The following is a 15,240-nucleotide window of genomic DNA, read 5'->3' as shown; positions in this document are numbered from 1 at the left end:
GGTTACCACCAATGAAGAAAATTGAAGCCATCATCAAACCCTTTAAGATGGATGACGTGCGTGAAGCCCTAGCCGATGTGGGGGTGACCGGGATGACCGTCACCGAAGTCAAAGGTTTCGGGCGCCAGAAAGGCCACACAGAACTCTATCGTGGCGCCGAGTACCAGGTGGATTTCTTACCCAAACTGCGTATCGATTTGGTCTTACCTGACGACCAAGCAGACCGTGCCATTGAGGCTATTATGCAAACGGCTCAGACCGGCAAAATCGGTGATGGCAAGATTTTCATTTATGATGTGGAGCGGGTTATCCGCATCCGTACCGGTGAAGAGAACGAAGACGCCGTATGATCTGCTAGCTGTCCTGTTGCGAAGCAGCAGGACAGCCCACAAAATTCGTACTCTTATCAAAGAAAATTGAGATCTCGGCCACGGTCAGGCCAAACTTTTTCATATAGGATCGGTTCATCAGGCGGTTTTTATCCAGCCTGTACAACCAGTCATCGATGGCAAAAACCATAGGCTCGCCATCGATGGGTACTGACAATTCATATTGCCAATTAAACGCATTGCCGACAGCCTTGCCACTGGCCTCACCCACCACATCGCCCGCGGTGCCGGTAACCCCTCCTTGTTCGTCAACCGTCAGTTTCCATATACGGATTTGCTGTTCGCCATCATCAAAATAGAAGGTTTCATGAAGCTGGCCCTGATTGTTTTCCCAGGAGGCCAGAATATCCACGCAAAAATGCCGGGTCATTTGCCCTTTGAAATCTTCGATAATGCCATAGGCAGTGATATGACCATCAAAATAGCCAGGCAAATCAAAAGCCGGACCCTTTTGCGCGAAATCCTCCAGCGATGCTGAACACGCCGTTATGCCAAGGACAACAGGAAGCGCCATTAGCTTTCTCATTCGTCCTCCTTACCGATCAATTGCGCACGCAGTTTTGGATAGCTGGCTTTTTCAGACAGCCATATGTTCAAAAACGCAGGGCCGAAATCTGGATCATCAATTTCACCTACAGGCTTACTGTTATGGTAGAAGTGGCTGTGAACCTGTTCATCTACCCGCAGCAGCAGTACATCGCCATCCTGTATATCAGGCCAGATAGTTGCCAGAGTTGTTAGCCAGGAGCTGAACTGATCTTCGGAAAGGCCCTGCTTTTTCCATTCATCCCGGGTGGCATCAACCAACTCCTGCGCGTCGATATCACGCAGATACTGGATACGCAGTGCGATCGGATAGTGGCCGGGCTGATATTCACCATCGACGCTGTATAAGCTGGAATGATAAATCTCCCAAAATAGAACGTTAAGTTTGGCTTGGCCCACCAGCTGCAAATCAGATAAGGCCCGGGATGACATCACTGATGCCATCAGCGGCATGGTCGCTGCGAGTAACATTAAGCTAAGAAGCGCTTTTTTCATGCTATGCACTCCCTTTCTGGTTTCATAATGTGTTTGCTTAGAAAGGCCAATGTGGGCATCAGCAGCGCCCAAATTGCCGAAATGATAAGAAGGGTATGTAACATTGGCAGGCCAAAGGTGACCGCGCCCAGTTTCATACCAGCGAGATAACTCATGGGACCGGTAATACTGCCTAACACAAGCCCAAGCAATGGCTTGTTCAGTAAAAAGCTCAGACTATTCCGAAGGGTTGCACAAAAGGCAATCCATAAACCCAACAACCATAAGGGGATCACCACACTAATAGCGGGTTCGAACACAAAGATCCCCATATTGGTTAGCAAGCCATCTATCAGCAGCCCAAAGCCTGCGCCCATAATCATCATTCGAAGTTCGCTCATGGGCTGACTGTGCAGTACTACGTGAAGTAGTAGTAATGCAGCGAGCGCGGGGAGCATTGTTGTCTTGCCCAGTATGGCCAGAAACCAAAAGCACTGGAACCAAGCCGCATTAAACCATCGGTTAGCAGCGATAAATCTCATGACGATATCCAGGTTTGCTGAACAGCAGTTGTACCGTGCTGATGACTCTCTCCCGAAATCCCCCCTCGCAGTAACAAAAATAGAAACGCCACAAGCGCATAAAACGTTCGTCGTAGCCGACTTCAGCCAGCGACTGACGGTTATTTAAAAGCGCTTTGTGCCAATCATTAAGGGTCCTGGCGTAATCCAAGCCTATGTCCTGACAGTCGCGGATGTTCATGTCGGTGTGCGACTTAAGCAACTGATTGATGACCAACTGAGAAGGCAAGAAACCGCCGGGGAAAATATGTTTCTGGATGAAATCCAGATCGTCTTTATAGCTGTCGTAGCGCTGGTCGCTGATAGTGATGGATTGCAACAGCATTAAACCATCAGGCTTTAGTAGCTTGCTGCATTGGCTGAAGAAGTCAGGCAAAAATTGCTTACCCACCGCTTCAATCATCTCGATGGACACTAACTTGTCGAACTGCCCTGACAGCTGACGGTAATCTTGCTTTAACAGGTTGATGCGCTCAGACAAGCCCAACGCCTCCAAGCGCTCTTTGGCATAGGCATACTGCTCTTCTGAGATAGTCGTGGTGGTGACCTTACAGCCGTAATGTTGCGCGGCAAAAATGGCCAGGCTGCCCCAGCCTGTGCCAATCTCCAGAAGATGATCATTTTCACTTAGTTGTAACTTGTCGCAAATTACCTTCAGTTTGTGAGCCTGTGCCTCCGCTAACGTAGCTTTGGCAGTCGGATAAATCGCAGCAGAGTACATCATACTGCTGTCCAAGAAGCGCTCGTAAAGGGCATTACCTAAATCGTAATGGGCACCGATGTTTTTCTTGGCCTGGCTTTTGGTGTTGCGCTGGCGCCACTGTGTCGCCCACTTCAATGGTTTTAACAGCCAGGCAAAGCGTGCTTCGATACTGTCCATCAACGCCATGTTGCGTGAAAAAAGACGAATCACAGCGGTCAGATTTGGACTCTCCCACAGCTGCTCAACATAGCTTTCACCGGCACCAATGCTACCTCCCTGCAAAATCCTGGGGTAGAAGTCCGGATGCAAGACTTTGATCCTGGCCTGCAAATCGCTCTGGCTATTACCAAACTGCAGGCTGTTTCCCTGTGGCTCCTCTATCACCAAGCCGCCTTCGTTCAGCCTACCTAACAGGGCCAACAGAATGTTGCGACTGGTGCGCTGCCATGGTGACAGTTCTTGGCTCAGCGTTATCGCCTGTTCATTGCTTTGCATCTGATCTCCTTGCCGGCGAATGGGTATACAGGGGCGTGCCCTTTATCCACAGCTTGAGTGCTTGCCAATAGATGGCGAGCACCGTCTTAATACTCATAGTGCTTAACATTACGCGCCGTAACGTTTTTGAGTTCACTGGTTGTCTATCGAGTTTCATCAACGCATCGAAATGGCGACTACCCTGATAGCAACTGATGCCCAGTGTCAGGGCATCATCAGGCTGTGGGACGCGCCATTTATATTGCATTTGCATAGGATTAAAGGGCGATACATGAAAGGCCTTTTCAGTCTCTGCGGGGTTATCTAAATCAATCAGATAATGGTGGCGCTCGTTCCAGGGGGTATTACTGACTTCGGCCAACGCGTGACTGTAGTGACCATTTTCCTGACGTAAGTAGTAGAAATTCACCGGGCTGAAATACACTCCAAGTAGCCGCAGTTGCCCAAGCAGAAACACTTTTCCTTTAAGCGGTTTGCCCGCCAGCGCCGACATACGCTCTATAGCGACTTGACCAAGCGGTAACTCGGGATTGGTCAGATAGTCATCACGTTTAAATTGCACTGGTGCCCAGCGGGCAGCAGAGAGTCCGGGTGTGGACGACAAACTGTCCAGATCGTCCAGGTCCAGCCAAAACAGGCTCATTTTGTAGCTGAAGCGGTGGACGGTGGGCTGATGGCGGGCATGCCAAACCCGTCCCGTGTAAATAGCATGCTCAGTCACAAACGCTCTCCAAAACGTTCGCAGACATCCAATGCACTGCGCACTCCATCTTCATGAAAACCGTTGTACCAATAGGCACCGCAAAAGTGTAAGCCATCGTGGCCGCAGATTTCACTACGCCGCTGCTGAGCCACTTTGCTGCGCTGGCTAAACTGCGGATGAGCATACTCAAACTGCATCAGGCGCTTGTCTGAAGCGATGTCGGGATTGTTTAAGCTCACGCAGAATGTGGTGTCGCTTTGTAACCGTTGCAGAATATTCATGTTGTAGGTCACAGTGGGTGGGCACTTCTTATCCGTCCCATCGCCCCTGAGCTGGTAGTTCCAACTGGCCCAGGCGAGCTTGCGCTTGGGTAGCTGCTTTAGATCCCGGTGCAGCACCACCTCATTTTGAGCATAGGGCAGGGCCGACAATATCTCTTTTTGCGCCGTTGTAGGCTGCTCAAGCATGGCCAGTGCCTGGTCGCTGTGACAGGCGAAAATCACCTGATCGAATTGTTGGGTAGGTTGGTTCTTTGCACTGACCGTCCAACCCTTACCCTCCCTGGCTACTTGGGTGACCGGACTATTCAGCAGAACCTTATCCTCGAAGCCCTTAATCATGGGAGCGATATAAGCTCTGGAGCCACCAATCAGTGTGTACCATTGTGGCCGGTTAACGATATTCAACAGCCCGTGGTTTTCGAAAAACTCGAGGAAGAAATGCAGCGAAAAGGCTCTGACATCCTCCAGGCTTGACGACCAAATAGCGGCACACATCGGCAAAATGTAGTTGTGGACGAAGGTCTCGCCAAAACCATGTTCATCCAGAAACTCGCCAAGACTGATATGCAGCGAAGTTTGCTCTTTTAGTCTTGCCTTACACAGTTTATTAAACCGCAGAATATCCCCAATCATCCGGTAGAAGCGGGGGCGCAGCAGGTTGCGGCGCTGTGCGAACAAGGTATTAAGAGTATGACCGTTGTATTCCAAATTCTGTTTTTCATTAGTCACACTGAAACTCATCTGCGTGGGCTGGCGGGCCACGTCTAGTTTGTCCATCAGCTTAATAAAGTTAGGGTAGGTCCAGTCGTTAAATACGATAAAGCCCGTGTCTACTGCTTGTTCCTTACCCTCTTCATCTTGTACATCCACAGTGTGTGTATGGCCGCCAATATAGTCATTGGCTTCAAACACCTGAACAGCATTATTTTTGTGCAGCAAATGCGCACAGACCAGCCCTGAAATACCACTGCCGATAATGGCAATACGTTGCGACATCAGACTTTCATCCTTTTACATAAACTGATCTGCCAGGCTTCGGGTAACAGTGCCAACAGCCTGATAAAGGTGGAGAACACAAAGGGGAAACAGATTTGGCGTTTGCCCTTTTCAATACCGTTTAGCAGACTATTGGCTGCCTGATCTGCGTCGATTCGCATGGGCATTTCAAAGCTGTTTTTATCGGTAAGGGGTGTCTTTACAAAGCCTGGCGACACGGTTTGTACCTTGATGCCGCGCCCCTCAAGATCCACCTCCAGGCTTCTGGCCAGATAATGCACTGCGGCTTTACTGGCACCATAGGCTTGAGCCTTGGTAAAGGGCAAAAGGCGCGCCAGGCTATCTACCAGTACCAATTGATTTCCGCTTTTTAGTTTGGGAACGAGAGCGTCGAGACAATACACCACGCCGAAAAAGTTAGTATCGAAGACGCGGGTAAACAGTGCTGAGTCCCATGCATCGACGTCAAGGTATTCACAGGTGCCTGCATTGAGGACAAAGATATCAGCCTGAACAGTGCTCAGGGCTTGTCGGCAAGTCGCTTTGTCGGTGACGTCAAAACTGAGCACTTCAATGTCCAGTTCTGCTTTCAACGTTTCTAACTTGTCTTTGTTGCGGCCACAGGCAATTACCTTGTATCCGCGCTCACAAGCGAGTTTGGTCAGTGCCAGGCCTATACCTGAGGTGGCGCCGGTGATCAGCATGCGTTTCATTGCACTAACCTTTTCTTAAGCACTCTCACCCCGGCACCTAACAGGGGAACATGCTCATACAGCATGGCGCCAAGGTCATAGTAGTCGCGCTGATAAACGACTTTTCCGGCAGCTTCTTTTACCTGGCTGATACCATCGATAGTGATCTTCTGTCCGCCATTGAGCCTCTTGTGGCAGAAATGCATCTGCCACTGCACAAAATAACTGCATGAGGCGGTGTCTACGCTATGAATGTCAAAACGACAAAACTCACAGTTCTCCAGCAGGTTGTCGAAGTACGTCGACAACGCATGAAGCCCCTTATGTGTCTTAACAGGGTCAACGAATTCGATGTTGTTGCTATACAATTGAGAAAGCTTGCCGATGCTGTCTGCGGAAAGCTCACCATAGAAGTCAATAAAGCAGGGGAGCGTTGCGAACTTAGCATCCTGATCTTTGTGTATGTGCTGATTTTCCACTTCAGATACTGGCGCTATCGCCTTCATTCTTAGCTCACCCTTATTTAACCGGTTCTTTACCATACGTTTTTTGTTAGTTTAGGATCATTGCCTGACAAAGATGCAAACTAAAATAACTGCGATCCATTCCTGGGCCCTGTGCGTAAAAAGGGCATGATTCAAAAACCTGTTAGCTATTTTGCAAGACAACACCTTTGAAATTGCCCTGTTCCCCTTATCTGCCCACGTTTTGCCGGGCGGCAGGCTTGCGCTAAGGATTTTTGAGCCTCGCTATGTGCGCATGGTCAAGGAGGCCTGCGCTCAAGGTCGGCAGTTCGGCGTTTGCATGCTGAACCCCAAAGGTTCTAAAGCTGACAACAGCCATATCTTCCCAATTGGCACTAAGGTACGAGTCATCGACTTCGATCAGCTTCCCGACGGATTATTGGGGATCACGGTAGAAGGTCAGGAATGCTTCGTGGTGAAAGAAATCACAACAGAGCAAGACGAGCTCAGGGTCGGTCAGTGTATACATTTAAGGGATTGGTATAGCGACCTGTGTTTGCCAAACATCGCCCCTCTGTCTGACAAATTGAAAGAGGTTTTCAGTCATTTTCCAGATCTCACCAGCCTTTATGACAATCCAAGTTTTGAAGATCCTCAGTGGGTGGTGTTCCGCTGGCTGGAACTTTTGCCTGTCGAGGCCGAATACAAACAGCAATTATTGGCCAATCAGGATTATGGGCAGATGCTGGAGTTCCTGAATCAAATCATGGAGTGATCCAATTCTTCGCTCGCCCCGTAAACTAACGTACACTTAATTCAGGTACTGAGACGATGCTAGTTGGAATTTCAGTGGAAGACAGACAAGCTCGGGGCATCGACCCTGACAACGTCGCTGACGAAATGTCAGCGCTGTTGCAAACGGTCGCATCCGAACGCTGCAAGCAAGCTTTTTCCCGCCTGTTTGGTTATTTTGCGCCCAGGCTGCGAGCTTATGCGCTAAAGCAGACTGGCAACGAAGCCGTGGCCATGGAATTGGTGCAAGATACTCTGTCTAACGTATGGCAAAAGGCACACTTGTTCAATGCAGAGAAAGGTAGTGCCTCCACCTGGATTTTCACCATCGCCCGTAATATCCGCTTCGATATGCTTCGCAAACAGCAGAATCGCAAGGAAGACATCTGTGCTGAAGACCTGTGGCCGGTATTGTGCGAACAAACGGCGGCTCCCGGTGAACAAAGCCTGGATTATCAGATTACCCTTGATCAGGTAGGGAGTCTTTTCGAGTCTCTCCCTGATAAACAACGTAAGGTCATAGAGGCCATCTATGTGCATGGAAAATCACAACAGGAAGTGGCTGACGAACTAGAAATTCCGCTTGGCACCGTTAAGTCTCGAACCAGGCTGGCGTTGCAACGTTTAAAGGAGATGTTGGATCAAGATGATTAAGCACCATCCAACCCACGAATTGTTATCGGCTTTTGCAGCGGGCAATTGTTCTCCTGCTCAGGCGCTTATACTGTCGGCGCATGTGGATATGTGTCCAAGATGTCGTCAGTTGACTCGCGCTCAAGAAGATTGCCTGGCAGAAAAAGCATTTGCCCACAGCGCACAGACCGATGAAGCATTTGACCTCATGTTGCAAAACATCACCAGGTTGCCTCAGCAACAGGGGGAGTCTGTAGCGCCAACTCACCAGGTTTTGACACTGGATGGGCGAGAGTTCAAGTTGCCTCGCGCATTGCAACGCTATGCGTCCAAGGTTGACAGTTGGTCTCACACCGTAGGCAAGCTGTGGCAGGCCAAGGTAGATTTGGGCGCCCAGGGCAGAGCGGACTTCATCTATATGGAAAACGGAGGCAGTGTGCCAGAGCACACCCACAGAGGTTCAGAGCTGACGTTGGTTCTCGACGGTGAGTTTTCTGACGGCGTTGGGACTTACGAAACCGGTGATTTCTTGAGTTTGGGCGCCGAGCATACCCACGCTCCGCGCTCTGACGTAGAAGAAGGTTGTCTTGTATTTAGTATTGTCGACAAACCTCTGCATTTTACGTCCGGTTGGGCCAGGTTGCTCAATCCTTTTAGTCATCTTTTTTTCAAGTAATAAAAAACGCGCCAAACGGCGCGTTTTCTCTATCCGCATATTACCTTCGCAGCAATGATGGGAACAACAGCCTAGCCGGTGTATTGGCTGTTGGGGAAATTAAGCTTGAGTGTACGCAGTGTATGTTCTTTCAGTTCCGGTAACTTCAATTGTTCGTAACATTCCACCATCAGCTCCAGGGCTTCCTGCAAATGCGGCGTATCCTGAAAATTTTCCAATACATACTTTCCACGGTTAGCTGCCGCCACATAGGCTTGGCGTTTCATATAATAGCGCGCAATGGCCAGCTCATATTTGGCCAAACGGTTTTTGATATAAACCATGCGCTTTTGCGCATCCGGGGCGTACTTGCTGTCTGGAAACTTCTCAATCAGTTGGCGAAAGTCGTTAAAGGCTTCCCGCGATTTAGTAGGGTCACGGTCGGCTCTGTCGATACCCATCAGATCCTGAAACAGGTTTGACTCTGCATCCATGTTGACCAGTCCACGCATGTAATACACGTAGTCTACATCGGAATGATTGGGGTTTAGACGAATAAATCTGTCGATGGCGGCTAACGCCTGGTCTTGATCATTGGTTTTGTAGTAGGCATAGATCAGATCCAGCTGGACCTGATGAGAATAAGGACCAAATGGATATCTGGAGTCCAGGGTGCTTAATGTTTTCGCCGCGCCATTAAAGTTGCCATTAGCCAGGTTTTCTTTGGCCTTATCGTAAAGCATTTGGGGGCCTTGGTTCGCCAAGGCTATATCTTCATCATCCGGAGAGGACGAGCAAGCACCCAGCACCAAAGCGGCGCCGATAAGAAGGGTATATTTTAGATGTCTGTTATTCATATGGTTCGCAAAACGCTCTTATTTGTCCGATTTCAGGCCCCATCCCCGCAATTTCGCAAAGATTCTCTGATTTACAGGAGGAGCCCAGGCAAAAATCCGTTAGAATAGTGCCAGGTTAAGCTTAATTGCCTGCTAAGTTCCGGCATTCTACCCGACTGTAGGTGGCTATGCACTTGATAATCCTTTGTTCGATCCCCTAATCATGCATGAAAATATTGAATTAAACGCCATCGTCCCTGACTACTTGATAGGCAAGCGCTTAGATCAGGCTTTAGCCGATTTGTTCCCCGATTATTCCCGTTCACGCCTAAAAGAGTGGATTTTGGCCGGTCAGGTGACATTGGACGGCAAGGTGCTGGATAAGCCGCGCGAAAAGTTATTTGGTGGCGAGCAGGTAGAAATCCGTACCCAGGTCGAGTTGCAGCAACAACATCAGGCTGAAGCCATCGAATTGGATATCCAGTACGAAGACGATCATATACTGGTGATCAACAAGCCGGCTGATTTAGTGGTGCATCCCGGTGCTGGAAATAGTCATGGGACCTTACTTAACGCCTTGCTGAATCATGTGCCACAAATCGGCACTGTGCCAAGAGCGGGTATTGTCCATCGATTGGACAAAGACACTACCGGCTTGATGGTGGTGGCTAAGACTATTCCGGCGCAAACCCATTTGGTTGCCCAATTACAGGCGCGCGAAATAAGCCGCGAATATGAGGCGGTGGTCAACGGCACCATGGTCGCTGGTGGTACTATCGATGAACCCATTGGCCGACACGACTCCAAACGTACCAGCATGGCGGTAAGGGCTACCGGCAAACCGGCCGTGACTCACTATCGTGTGATGAAGAAGTTTCGCGCTCATACCCATTTGCGCCTGAAACTGGAAACCGGCCGTACTCACCAAATTCGTGTGCATATGGCGTATCTGCATCACCCTATTGTTGGTGACCCTCTCTATGGCGGACGCCCCCGTCCACCCAAATCGGCCAGTGAGGAGCTTCGCGATACCTTGCGTAACTTCCGTCGCCAGGCACTGCATGCTGCTCAGTTGGAGCTGGCTCATCCTATCACGGGTGAGTGGCTAAGCTGGCAGGCACCCTTACCAGAGGATATGGTGCACTTATTAAAGGTGCTTAAGCAGGATTCTGATCAGCATGAAGCAGATTGGGACTGAGTCTCTGATTATTCCTGATTGGCCTGCGCCCAAAGCGGTGAAGGCCTTTTCTACCTTACGCACAGGCGGGGTCAGCTTTGGCCCCTATGAAAGCCTGAATTTGGGTGCTCACGTGGGCGACAACGTTGACGCCGTCGCCAGAAATCGTGGGCTTTTGCCTGAGAATCAGCAAATCATTTGGTTGAATCAGGTGCATGGTAATCAGGCGGTTGAACTTAAACCTGGTGAGAGAGCTGAGCCAGCGGCCGATGCCAGCTTTACGCGTGACAACCACGTCAGCTGTGCAGTGATGACCGCAGATTGCCTGCCGGTATTGTTATGTCACAAAGACGCCTTGGCGGTCGCCGCTGTGCACTGTGGTTGGCGCGGTCTGGCATCATCCATTCTCGAAGAGACCCTTGCCAAACTCCCTGGCAAACCTGTTGATTATCTGGCTTGGCTGGGACCAGCCATTGGCCCTCAGGCGTTTAAAGTGGGAGAGGATGTGAAAGCCGCATTCCCCGAGGATAGTGCCGCTTTTTCGCCCTTACCTGCAGCAGGTAAATACCTTGCTGATATTTATCAGCTGGCAAAAGCCAGACTCGCGCGTCTCGGGCTAATGGATATTTACGGCGGCCAATTCTGTACCTTCACAGAGAAAGAGAAGTTTTTTTCTTATCGGCGTGATGGCCAAACCGGGCGCATGGCGTCGGTTATCTGGCTGGAAAGCCGCGCTTAAGCTTACCAAACACTTTGTTGATCCAGCGCAACCGGGATCAACCCTCTTGTACTTGAATCCATGTCATTTCATACCCATAACTATGTCAGTAACGACATTCTTGGGGGATCTCCATGCGTTTGGACAAAATGACCAGCAAGTTTCAGATGGCCATCTCTGATGCCCAGTCTTTGGCATTGGGCCGTGACCATCAATATATCGAGCCTGCCCATTTAATGATGGCACTGCTTAATCAGGAAGGCGGCTCAGTACGCCCGCTGATGGAGCAGGCCGGCATTAATAATAACGCGCTGCGCTCGGCTTTATCTGAACTCTTGGAGCGCATGCCCAAAGTACAGGGTATCGGCGGCGATGTGCAGCTCGGTAAAGACACTGCAGTACTCTTAAACCTGTGCGACAAGATTGCGCAAAAGCGCAAAGACGATTACATCACTTCGGAATTGTTTGTGCTGGCCTCTTTGCAAGACAAAGGACGCCTTGGGGAGATCCTACGTCAACTGGGCCTGACTGAACAAAAGGTCGAGCAGGCCATTGATAAGCTGCGTGGTGGCCAGAAGGTCACCGATCCCAACGCCGAAGATGTGCGCCAAGCCCTGGAAAAATTCACTACGGATCTCACCGAGCGTGCCGAACAGGGCAAACTGGATCCGGTCATTGGCCGTGATGAGGAGATCCGCCGTACAATTCAGGTGCTGCAACGTCGTACCAAGAATAACCCCGTTCTGATTGGGGAGCCTGGTGTGGGTAAAACCGCCATTGTAGAAGGCTTAGCCCAACGTATCGTCAACGGTGAAGTGCCTGAAGGCCTCAAAGACAAACGTGTGCTGGCACTGGATATGGGCGCGCTGGTGGCCGGTGCCAAATACCGTGGCGAGTTTGAAGAGCGCCTCAAGGCCGTACTTAATGAATTGGCTAAAGAAGAAGGCCGGGTAATCCTCTTTATTGATGAGCTACATACCATGGTCGGCGCCGGCAAAGGCGAGGGGGCTATGGATGCCGGCAATATGCTAAAGCCGGCTTTGGCCCGCGGTGAATTGCACTGCGTGGGCGCCACTACCTTGGATGAATACCGCAAATACATCGAAAAAGATGCCGCTCTTGAGCGCCGTTTCCAGAAGGTGCTGGTGGATGAGCCCACAGTCGAGGACACCATTGCCATCTTGCGTGGTTTGAAAGAGCGCTATGAGTTGCACCATTCGGTGGATATTACCGACCCGGCTATCGTTGCCGCGGCCTCCTTGTCCCATCGCTATATCAGTGACAGACAGCTGCCGGATAAGGCCATCGACCTGATTGATGAGGCCGCTTCCAGTATCCGCCTGCAAATCGACTCCAAGCCGGAGGAAATGGACAGGCTTGAGCGGCGCATTATCCAGCTCAAACTGGAAGAGAATGCGCTGGCCAAAGAAACTGACGACGCCAGCCATAAGCGCCTTGAACTGATTGAACAAGAGCGTGAGCAGCTGGAATTTAAGTTTAAAGAGCAGGAAACCCTGTGGAATGCCGAGAAAGAGGCCATGCAGGGCACCCAGCATATTAAATCTGAGCTGGAGCAAGCCAAGCTGGATTTGGAAATTGCCCGCCGTGCCGGTGACCTCAATCGCATGTCCGAACTACAGTACGGCCGTATCCCAGAGCTTGAGCGCAAGCTGGAAAAAGCCGATGAATTGCAGAATCAGGAAACCCGCCTGCTGAAAAACAAAGTCACCGATGCCGAGATTGCCTATGTGCTATCGCGCTGGACGGGCATTCCGGTAGCCAAGATGCTTGAAGGTGAGCGCGATAAGCTTTTGCGTATGGAAGAGGCATTGCACGGCAGGGTAGTGGGGCAAGATGAGGCAGTGAGCGTGGTCTCCAACGCCATTCGTCGCTCCCGCGCCGGGCTTGCCGATCCGAATCGTCCCATTGGTTCTTTCTTGTTCTTAGGTCCCACTGGCGTGGGTAAAACCGAGCTTTGCAAAGCCCTGGCAGAGTTTTTATTCGATACCCAGGATGCCATGGTGCGTATCGATATGTCGGAATTTATGGAGAAGCATTCGGTATCCCGTTTGGTCGGCGCTCCTCCTGGCTATGTAGGCTATGAGGAAGGTGGCTATCTGACCGAAGCGGTGCGCCGTAAGCCTTACTCTGTGATCCTGCTGGATGAAGTAGAAAAAGCCCATCCCGATGTGTTCAATATTCTCTTGCAGGTATTGGATGATGGTCGTTTAACCGACGGTCAGGGCCGCACCGTGGATTTCAAGAATACGGTGGTGATCATGACCTCTAACCTTGGCTCTGACATTATCCAGGATAAGCATGCCGAGAGTCAGTACGAGGAAATGAAGTCAATGGTGATGGCCGTGGTTGGTCAGAATTTCCGACCAGAGTTTATCAACCGTATCGACGATACCGTGGTATTCCATCCGCTGGGCCATGAACAGATCAAAGCCATTGCCCAGATCCAGTTGGCGTCGCTTAAGGCGCGTTTGGCTGACAAAGGCTATCAGCTGGAGCTGACTCAACAGGCGCTGGATCGCCTGGCCGATGCCGGTTTCGATCCTGTATATGGTGCAAGGCCGCTTAAGCGGGCTATTCAGCACCAAATCGAAAACCCACTGGCGCAGCAATTGCTCTCGGGGCAAATCCTGCCAGATTCGACTATCCATATCGATACCGATGAGCAGGGCTTTGTGATCAAATAGGAGCATGGCCGGCGATGAGCCGGCCTTATTCTTTGTGGCCCCAGCCCTTACTCGATGGACTTGGTTCGAGTAAACACTAAAATGTGTTGTAGCAATTTTGCCTTACTCATTGACCGCACAGTGATTTCTTCAATAACGGCACTGTGTTATGTTCCCCGCATCTTCTTTACAGGGTGATCTTAATGACAGATTCCAAACACCGTGGCATTTATCTTCTGCCCAACCTGCTGACCACCGGCGGACTCTTTTCCGGCTTCTTTGCCATTGTGTCAGCCATGAACGGCCGCTTTGAAGCCGCTGCCGTTGCCATCTTTGTGGCCATGATTTTCGATGGTCTCGATGGACGGGTCGCCCGTATGACCAATACTCAAAGTAAGTTTGGGGCCGAATACGACTCCATGTCCGATATGGTGTCTTTCGGTGTGGCACCCGCTTTGGTCTCCTACACCTGGGGACTCAGCGAATTGGGAAAATTGGGTTGGTTAGCCGCCTTTATCTATGTTGCCGGCGCGGCACTGCGTTTGGCCCGCTTTAATACCAATATTGCCGTGGTCGATAAGCGTTACTTCCAGGGACTGGCCAGCCCGGCGGCTGCGGCGTTAACGGCAGGCTTGGTATGGGTAGGCGTAGAATACGATATTAATGGCCATGACTTCGGTCCGCTTGTTGCGTTATTGACCGGCGCAGCCGGCTTACTGATGGTCAGTAACTTTAAATACAATTCGTTTAAGGAAATCCATTTCCACGGCAAAGTGCCTTTTGTGGCTTTGTTGGTGGTGATGCTGGTTTTCGTGATTGTTGCCACCGAACCGTCCTTAGTGCTGTTTATTGCTTTTCTTCTATATGCCATTGCCGGCCCTATCAATACCTTCAGGAGTGTCGATAAGGTACGTTTGGAGCATGTGGTCGGTGATACCGATGAACATGACGACGCGGATTTTGCTAAGCCAGAAGAGAAGAAGGATAAAAGCAGCGAGCAATAATCGCCGTCTTATATAAAAACAGCCGGGCAGGGTACACGCCCGGCTAGCCGCTCTACCTCTGTTTCCTTCGATTTTTCACTTTGCTATCAGCCAAATGGCTCTTTTCTACTGTATAAGCGTCGGCTTTATCGTACTTTTGTTTAAAAAACACCCGAACGCATCATTTTTATAAAAAAGCCCTTGATCTCTTTTGTCCGGTGCGTACAATGCGCTCCACTTCGAACGGCAAGCCAGACAGGCGAAGCCGGGCAGACCAGGAGGGTCAGGATCGGGGGATAAGTCAGGGAGAGGCGAGCAACGAAAAGATAAAAAAGTTGCTTGACACAGACGAGGGATGACGTAGAATGCGCGTCCCGCTTGAGAGAGGTTCTACGGAACGAATCAAGCCGCCTGAACAGGCACAGCTCTTTAACAATT

At 50.5% G+C, this 15,240-nt stretch carries 18 protein-coding genes; 8 read left to right on the top strand and 10 right to left on the bottom strand.

Features of this window, described 5'->3' with window-relative positions; translation table 11 throughout:
- Positions 1–11: 11 nt before the first annotated feature.
- A complete protein-coding gene (gene glnB, locus P2G88_RS08115) occupies positions 12–350 on the top strand; it encodes a nitrogen regulatory protein P-II (protein ID WP_275795354.1) in 339 nt (112 codons plus the stop codon).
- 4 nt (positions 351–354) lie between these two features.
- Here the strand turns inward: glnB and P2G88_RS08110 are convergent, their stop codons facing one another.
- The 8 genes from P2G88_RS08110 to P2G88_RS08075 are packed head-to-tail and all read right to left on the bottom strand — an operon-like array spanning position 355 to position 6,366.
- Positions 355–915 carry a DUF3833 domain-containing protein gene (locus tag P2G88_RS08110; RefSeq protein ID WP_275795353.1) on the bottom strand — a complete coding sequence of 187 codons (561 nt, stop codon included), beginning with the start codon at positions 913–915 and terminating at the stop codon, positions 355–357.
- Entirely contained in the window at positions 912–1,430 is a 519-nt protein-coding gene (locus tag P2G88_RS08105) for a chalcone isomerase family protein (RefSeq protein WP_275795352.1), read from the bottom strand. The genes P2G88_RS08110 and P2G88_RS08105 overlap by 4 nt, the downstream gene beginning before the upstream one ends.
- Positions 1,427–1,951 carry a DUF2878 domain-containing protein gene (locus P2G88_RS08100; protein ID WP_275795350.1) on the bottom strand — a complete coding sequence of 175 codons (525 nt, stop codon included), beginning with the start codon at positions 1,949–1,951 and terminating at the stop codon, positions 1,427–1,429. The genes P2G88_RS08105 and P2G88_RS08100 overlap by 4 nt, the downstream gene beginning before the upstream one ends.
- The gene (locus P2G88_RS08095) at positions 1,932–3,188 is read right to left on the bottom strand and encodes a cyclopropane-fatty-acyl-phospholipid synthase family protein (RefSeq protein WP_275795348.1); all 1,257 of its coding nucleotides are present in this window, start codon (positions 3,186–3,188) and stop codon (positions 1,932–1,934) included. The genes P2G88_RS08100 and P2G88_RS08095 overlap by 20 nt, the downstream gene beginning before the upstream one ends.
- A complete protein-coding gene (locus P2G88_RS08090; RefSeq protein WP_275795347.1) occupies positions 3,175–3,909 on the bottom strand; it encodes a DUF1365 domain-containing protein in 735 nt (244 codons plus the stop codon). Before P2G88_RS08090 ends, P2G88_RS08095 begins: the two co-directional genes overlap by 14 nt.
- Positions 3,906–5,168, bottom strand: coding sequence for an FAD-dependent oxidoreductase (locus P2G88_RS08085; RefSeq protein WP_275795345.1), 1,263 nt, complete (start codon positions 5,166–5,168; stop codon positions 3,906–3,908). Before P2G88_RS08085 ends, P2G88_RS08090 begins: the two co-directional genes overlap by 4 nt.
- Positions 5,168–5,881, bottom strand: coding sequence for an SDR family NAD(P)-dependent oxidoreductase (locus P2G88_RS08080; protein WP_275795344.1), 714 nt, complete (start codon positions 5,879–5,881; stop codon positions 5,168–5,170). The genes P2G88_RS08085 and P2G88_RS08080 overlap by 1 nt, the downstream gene beginning before the upstream one ends.
- Positions 5,878–6,366 carry a nuclear transport factor 2 family protein gene (locus P2G88_RS08075; RefSeq protein WP_275795343.1) on the bottom strand — a complete coding sequence of 163 codons (489 nt, stop codon included), beginning with the start codon at positions 6,364–6,366 and terminating at the stop codon, positions 5,878–5,880. The genes P2G88_RS08080 and P2G88_RS08075 overlap by 4 nt, the downstream gene beginning before the upstream one ends.
- A 151-nt stretch (positions 6,367–6,517) precedes the next feature.
- On the opposite strand from P2G88_RS08075, the gene P2G88_RS08070 reads away from it, so the two are divergent.
- Genes P2G88_RS08070 through P2G88_RS08060 form a run of 3 tightly spaced genes read left to right on the top strand, consistent with a single transcriptional unit; the run spans position 6,518 to position 8,425 of the window.
- Positions 6,518–7,099, top strand: coding sequence for an LON peptidase substrate-binding domain-containing protein (locus tag P2G88_RS08070; protein ID WP_275795342.1), 582 nt, complete (start codon positions 6,518–6,520; stop codon positions 7,097–7,099).
- A 56-nt stretch (positions 7,100–7,155) separates the two neighbouring features.
- Positions 7,156–7,770, top strand: a complete 615-nt coding sequence (locus tag P2G88_RS08065) for a sigma-70 family RNA polymerase sigma factor (RefSeq protein WP_275795341.1) — start codon at positions 7,156–7,158, stop codon at positions 7,768–7,770.
- Entirely contained in the window at positions 7,763–8,425 is a 663-nt protein-coding gene (locus tag P2G88_RS08060; protein ID WP_275795340.1) for a ChrR family anti-sigma-E factor, read from the top strand. Before P2G88_RS08065 ends, P2G88_RS08060 begins: the two co-directional genes overlap by 8 nt.
- Positions 8,426–8,496: 71 nt before the next feature.
- Here the strand turns inward: P2G88_RS08060 and P2G88_RS08055 are convergent, their stop codons facing one another.
- On the bottom strand, positions 8,497–9,261 hold the full coding sequence (locus P2G88_RS08055; RefSeq protein WP_275795338.1) for an outer membrane protein assembly factor BamD: 765 nt from the start codon (positions 9,259–9,261) through the stop codon (positions 8,497–8,499).
- 202 nt (positions 9,262–9,463) lie between these two features.
- Here P2G88_RS08055 and rluD point away from each other — a divergent pair, with 202 nt between their 5' ends.
- The 4 genes from rluD (at position 9,464) to pssA (ending at position 14,823) form a co-directional block, all read left to right on the top strand.
- The gene (gene rluD / locus P2G88_RS08050; RefSeq protein ID WP_275795548.1) at positions 9,464–10,438 is read left to right on the top strand and encodes a 23S rRNA pseudouridine(1911/1915/1917) synthase RluD; all 975 of its coding nucleotides are present in this window, start codon (positions 9,464–9,466) and stop codon (positions 10,436–10,438) included.
- Positions 10,419–11,156 carry a peptidoglycan editing factor PgeF gene (gene pgeF / locus P2G88_RS08045; protein WP_275795336.1) on the top strand — a complete coding sequence of 246 codons (738 nt, stop codon included), beginning with the start codon at positions 10,419–10,421 and terminating at the stop codon, positions 11,154–11,156. The genes rluD and pgeF overlap by 20 nt, the downstream gene beginning before the upstream one ends.
- A gap of 113 nt (positions 11,157–11,269) precedes the next feature.
- A complete protein-coding gene (clpB, locus tag P2G88_RS08040; protein ID WP_275795335.1) occupies positions 11,270–13,840 on the top strand; it encodes an ATP-dependent chaperone ClpB in 2,571 nt (856 codons plus the stop codon).
- 182 nt (positions 13,841–14,022) lie between these two features.
- On the top strand, positions 14,023–14,823 hold the full coding sequence (pssA, locus tag P2G88_RS08035) for a CDP-diacylglycerol--serine O-phosphatidyltransferase (protein WP_275795334.1): 801 nt from the start codon (positions 14,023–14,025) through the stop codon (positions 14,821–14,823).
- 140 nt (positions 14,824–14,963) lie between these two features.
- On the opposite strand, the gene P2G88_RS08030 is transcribed toward pssA, so the two are convergent.
- A partial coding sequence (locus tag P2G88_RS08030) for a hypothetical protein (protein ID WP_275795332.1) occupies positions 14,964–15,240 on the bottom strand: 277 nt, incomplete at its 5' end.

Origin of the sequence: Aliiglaciecola sp. CAU 1673 (genome assembly GCF_029223185.1) — a bacterium.
Taxonomy (GTDB): Bacteria; Pseudomonadota; Gammaproteobacteria; order Enterobacterales; family Alteromonadaceae; genus Bowmanella.
Note: the sequence above shows the minus strand (reverse complement) of the source record. Positions and strands in the feature narration are given on the sequence as shown.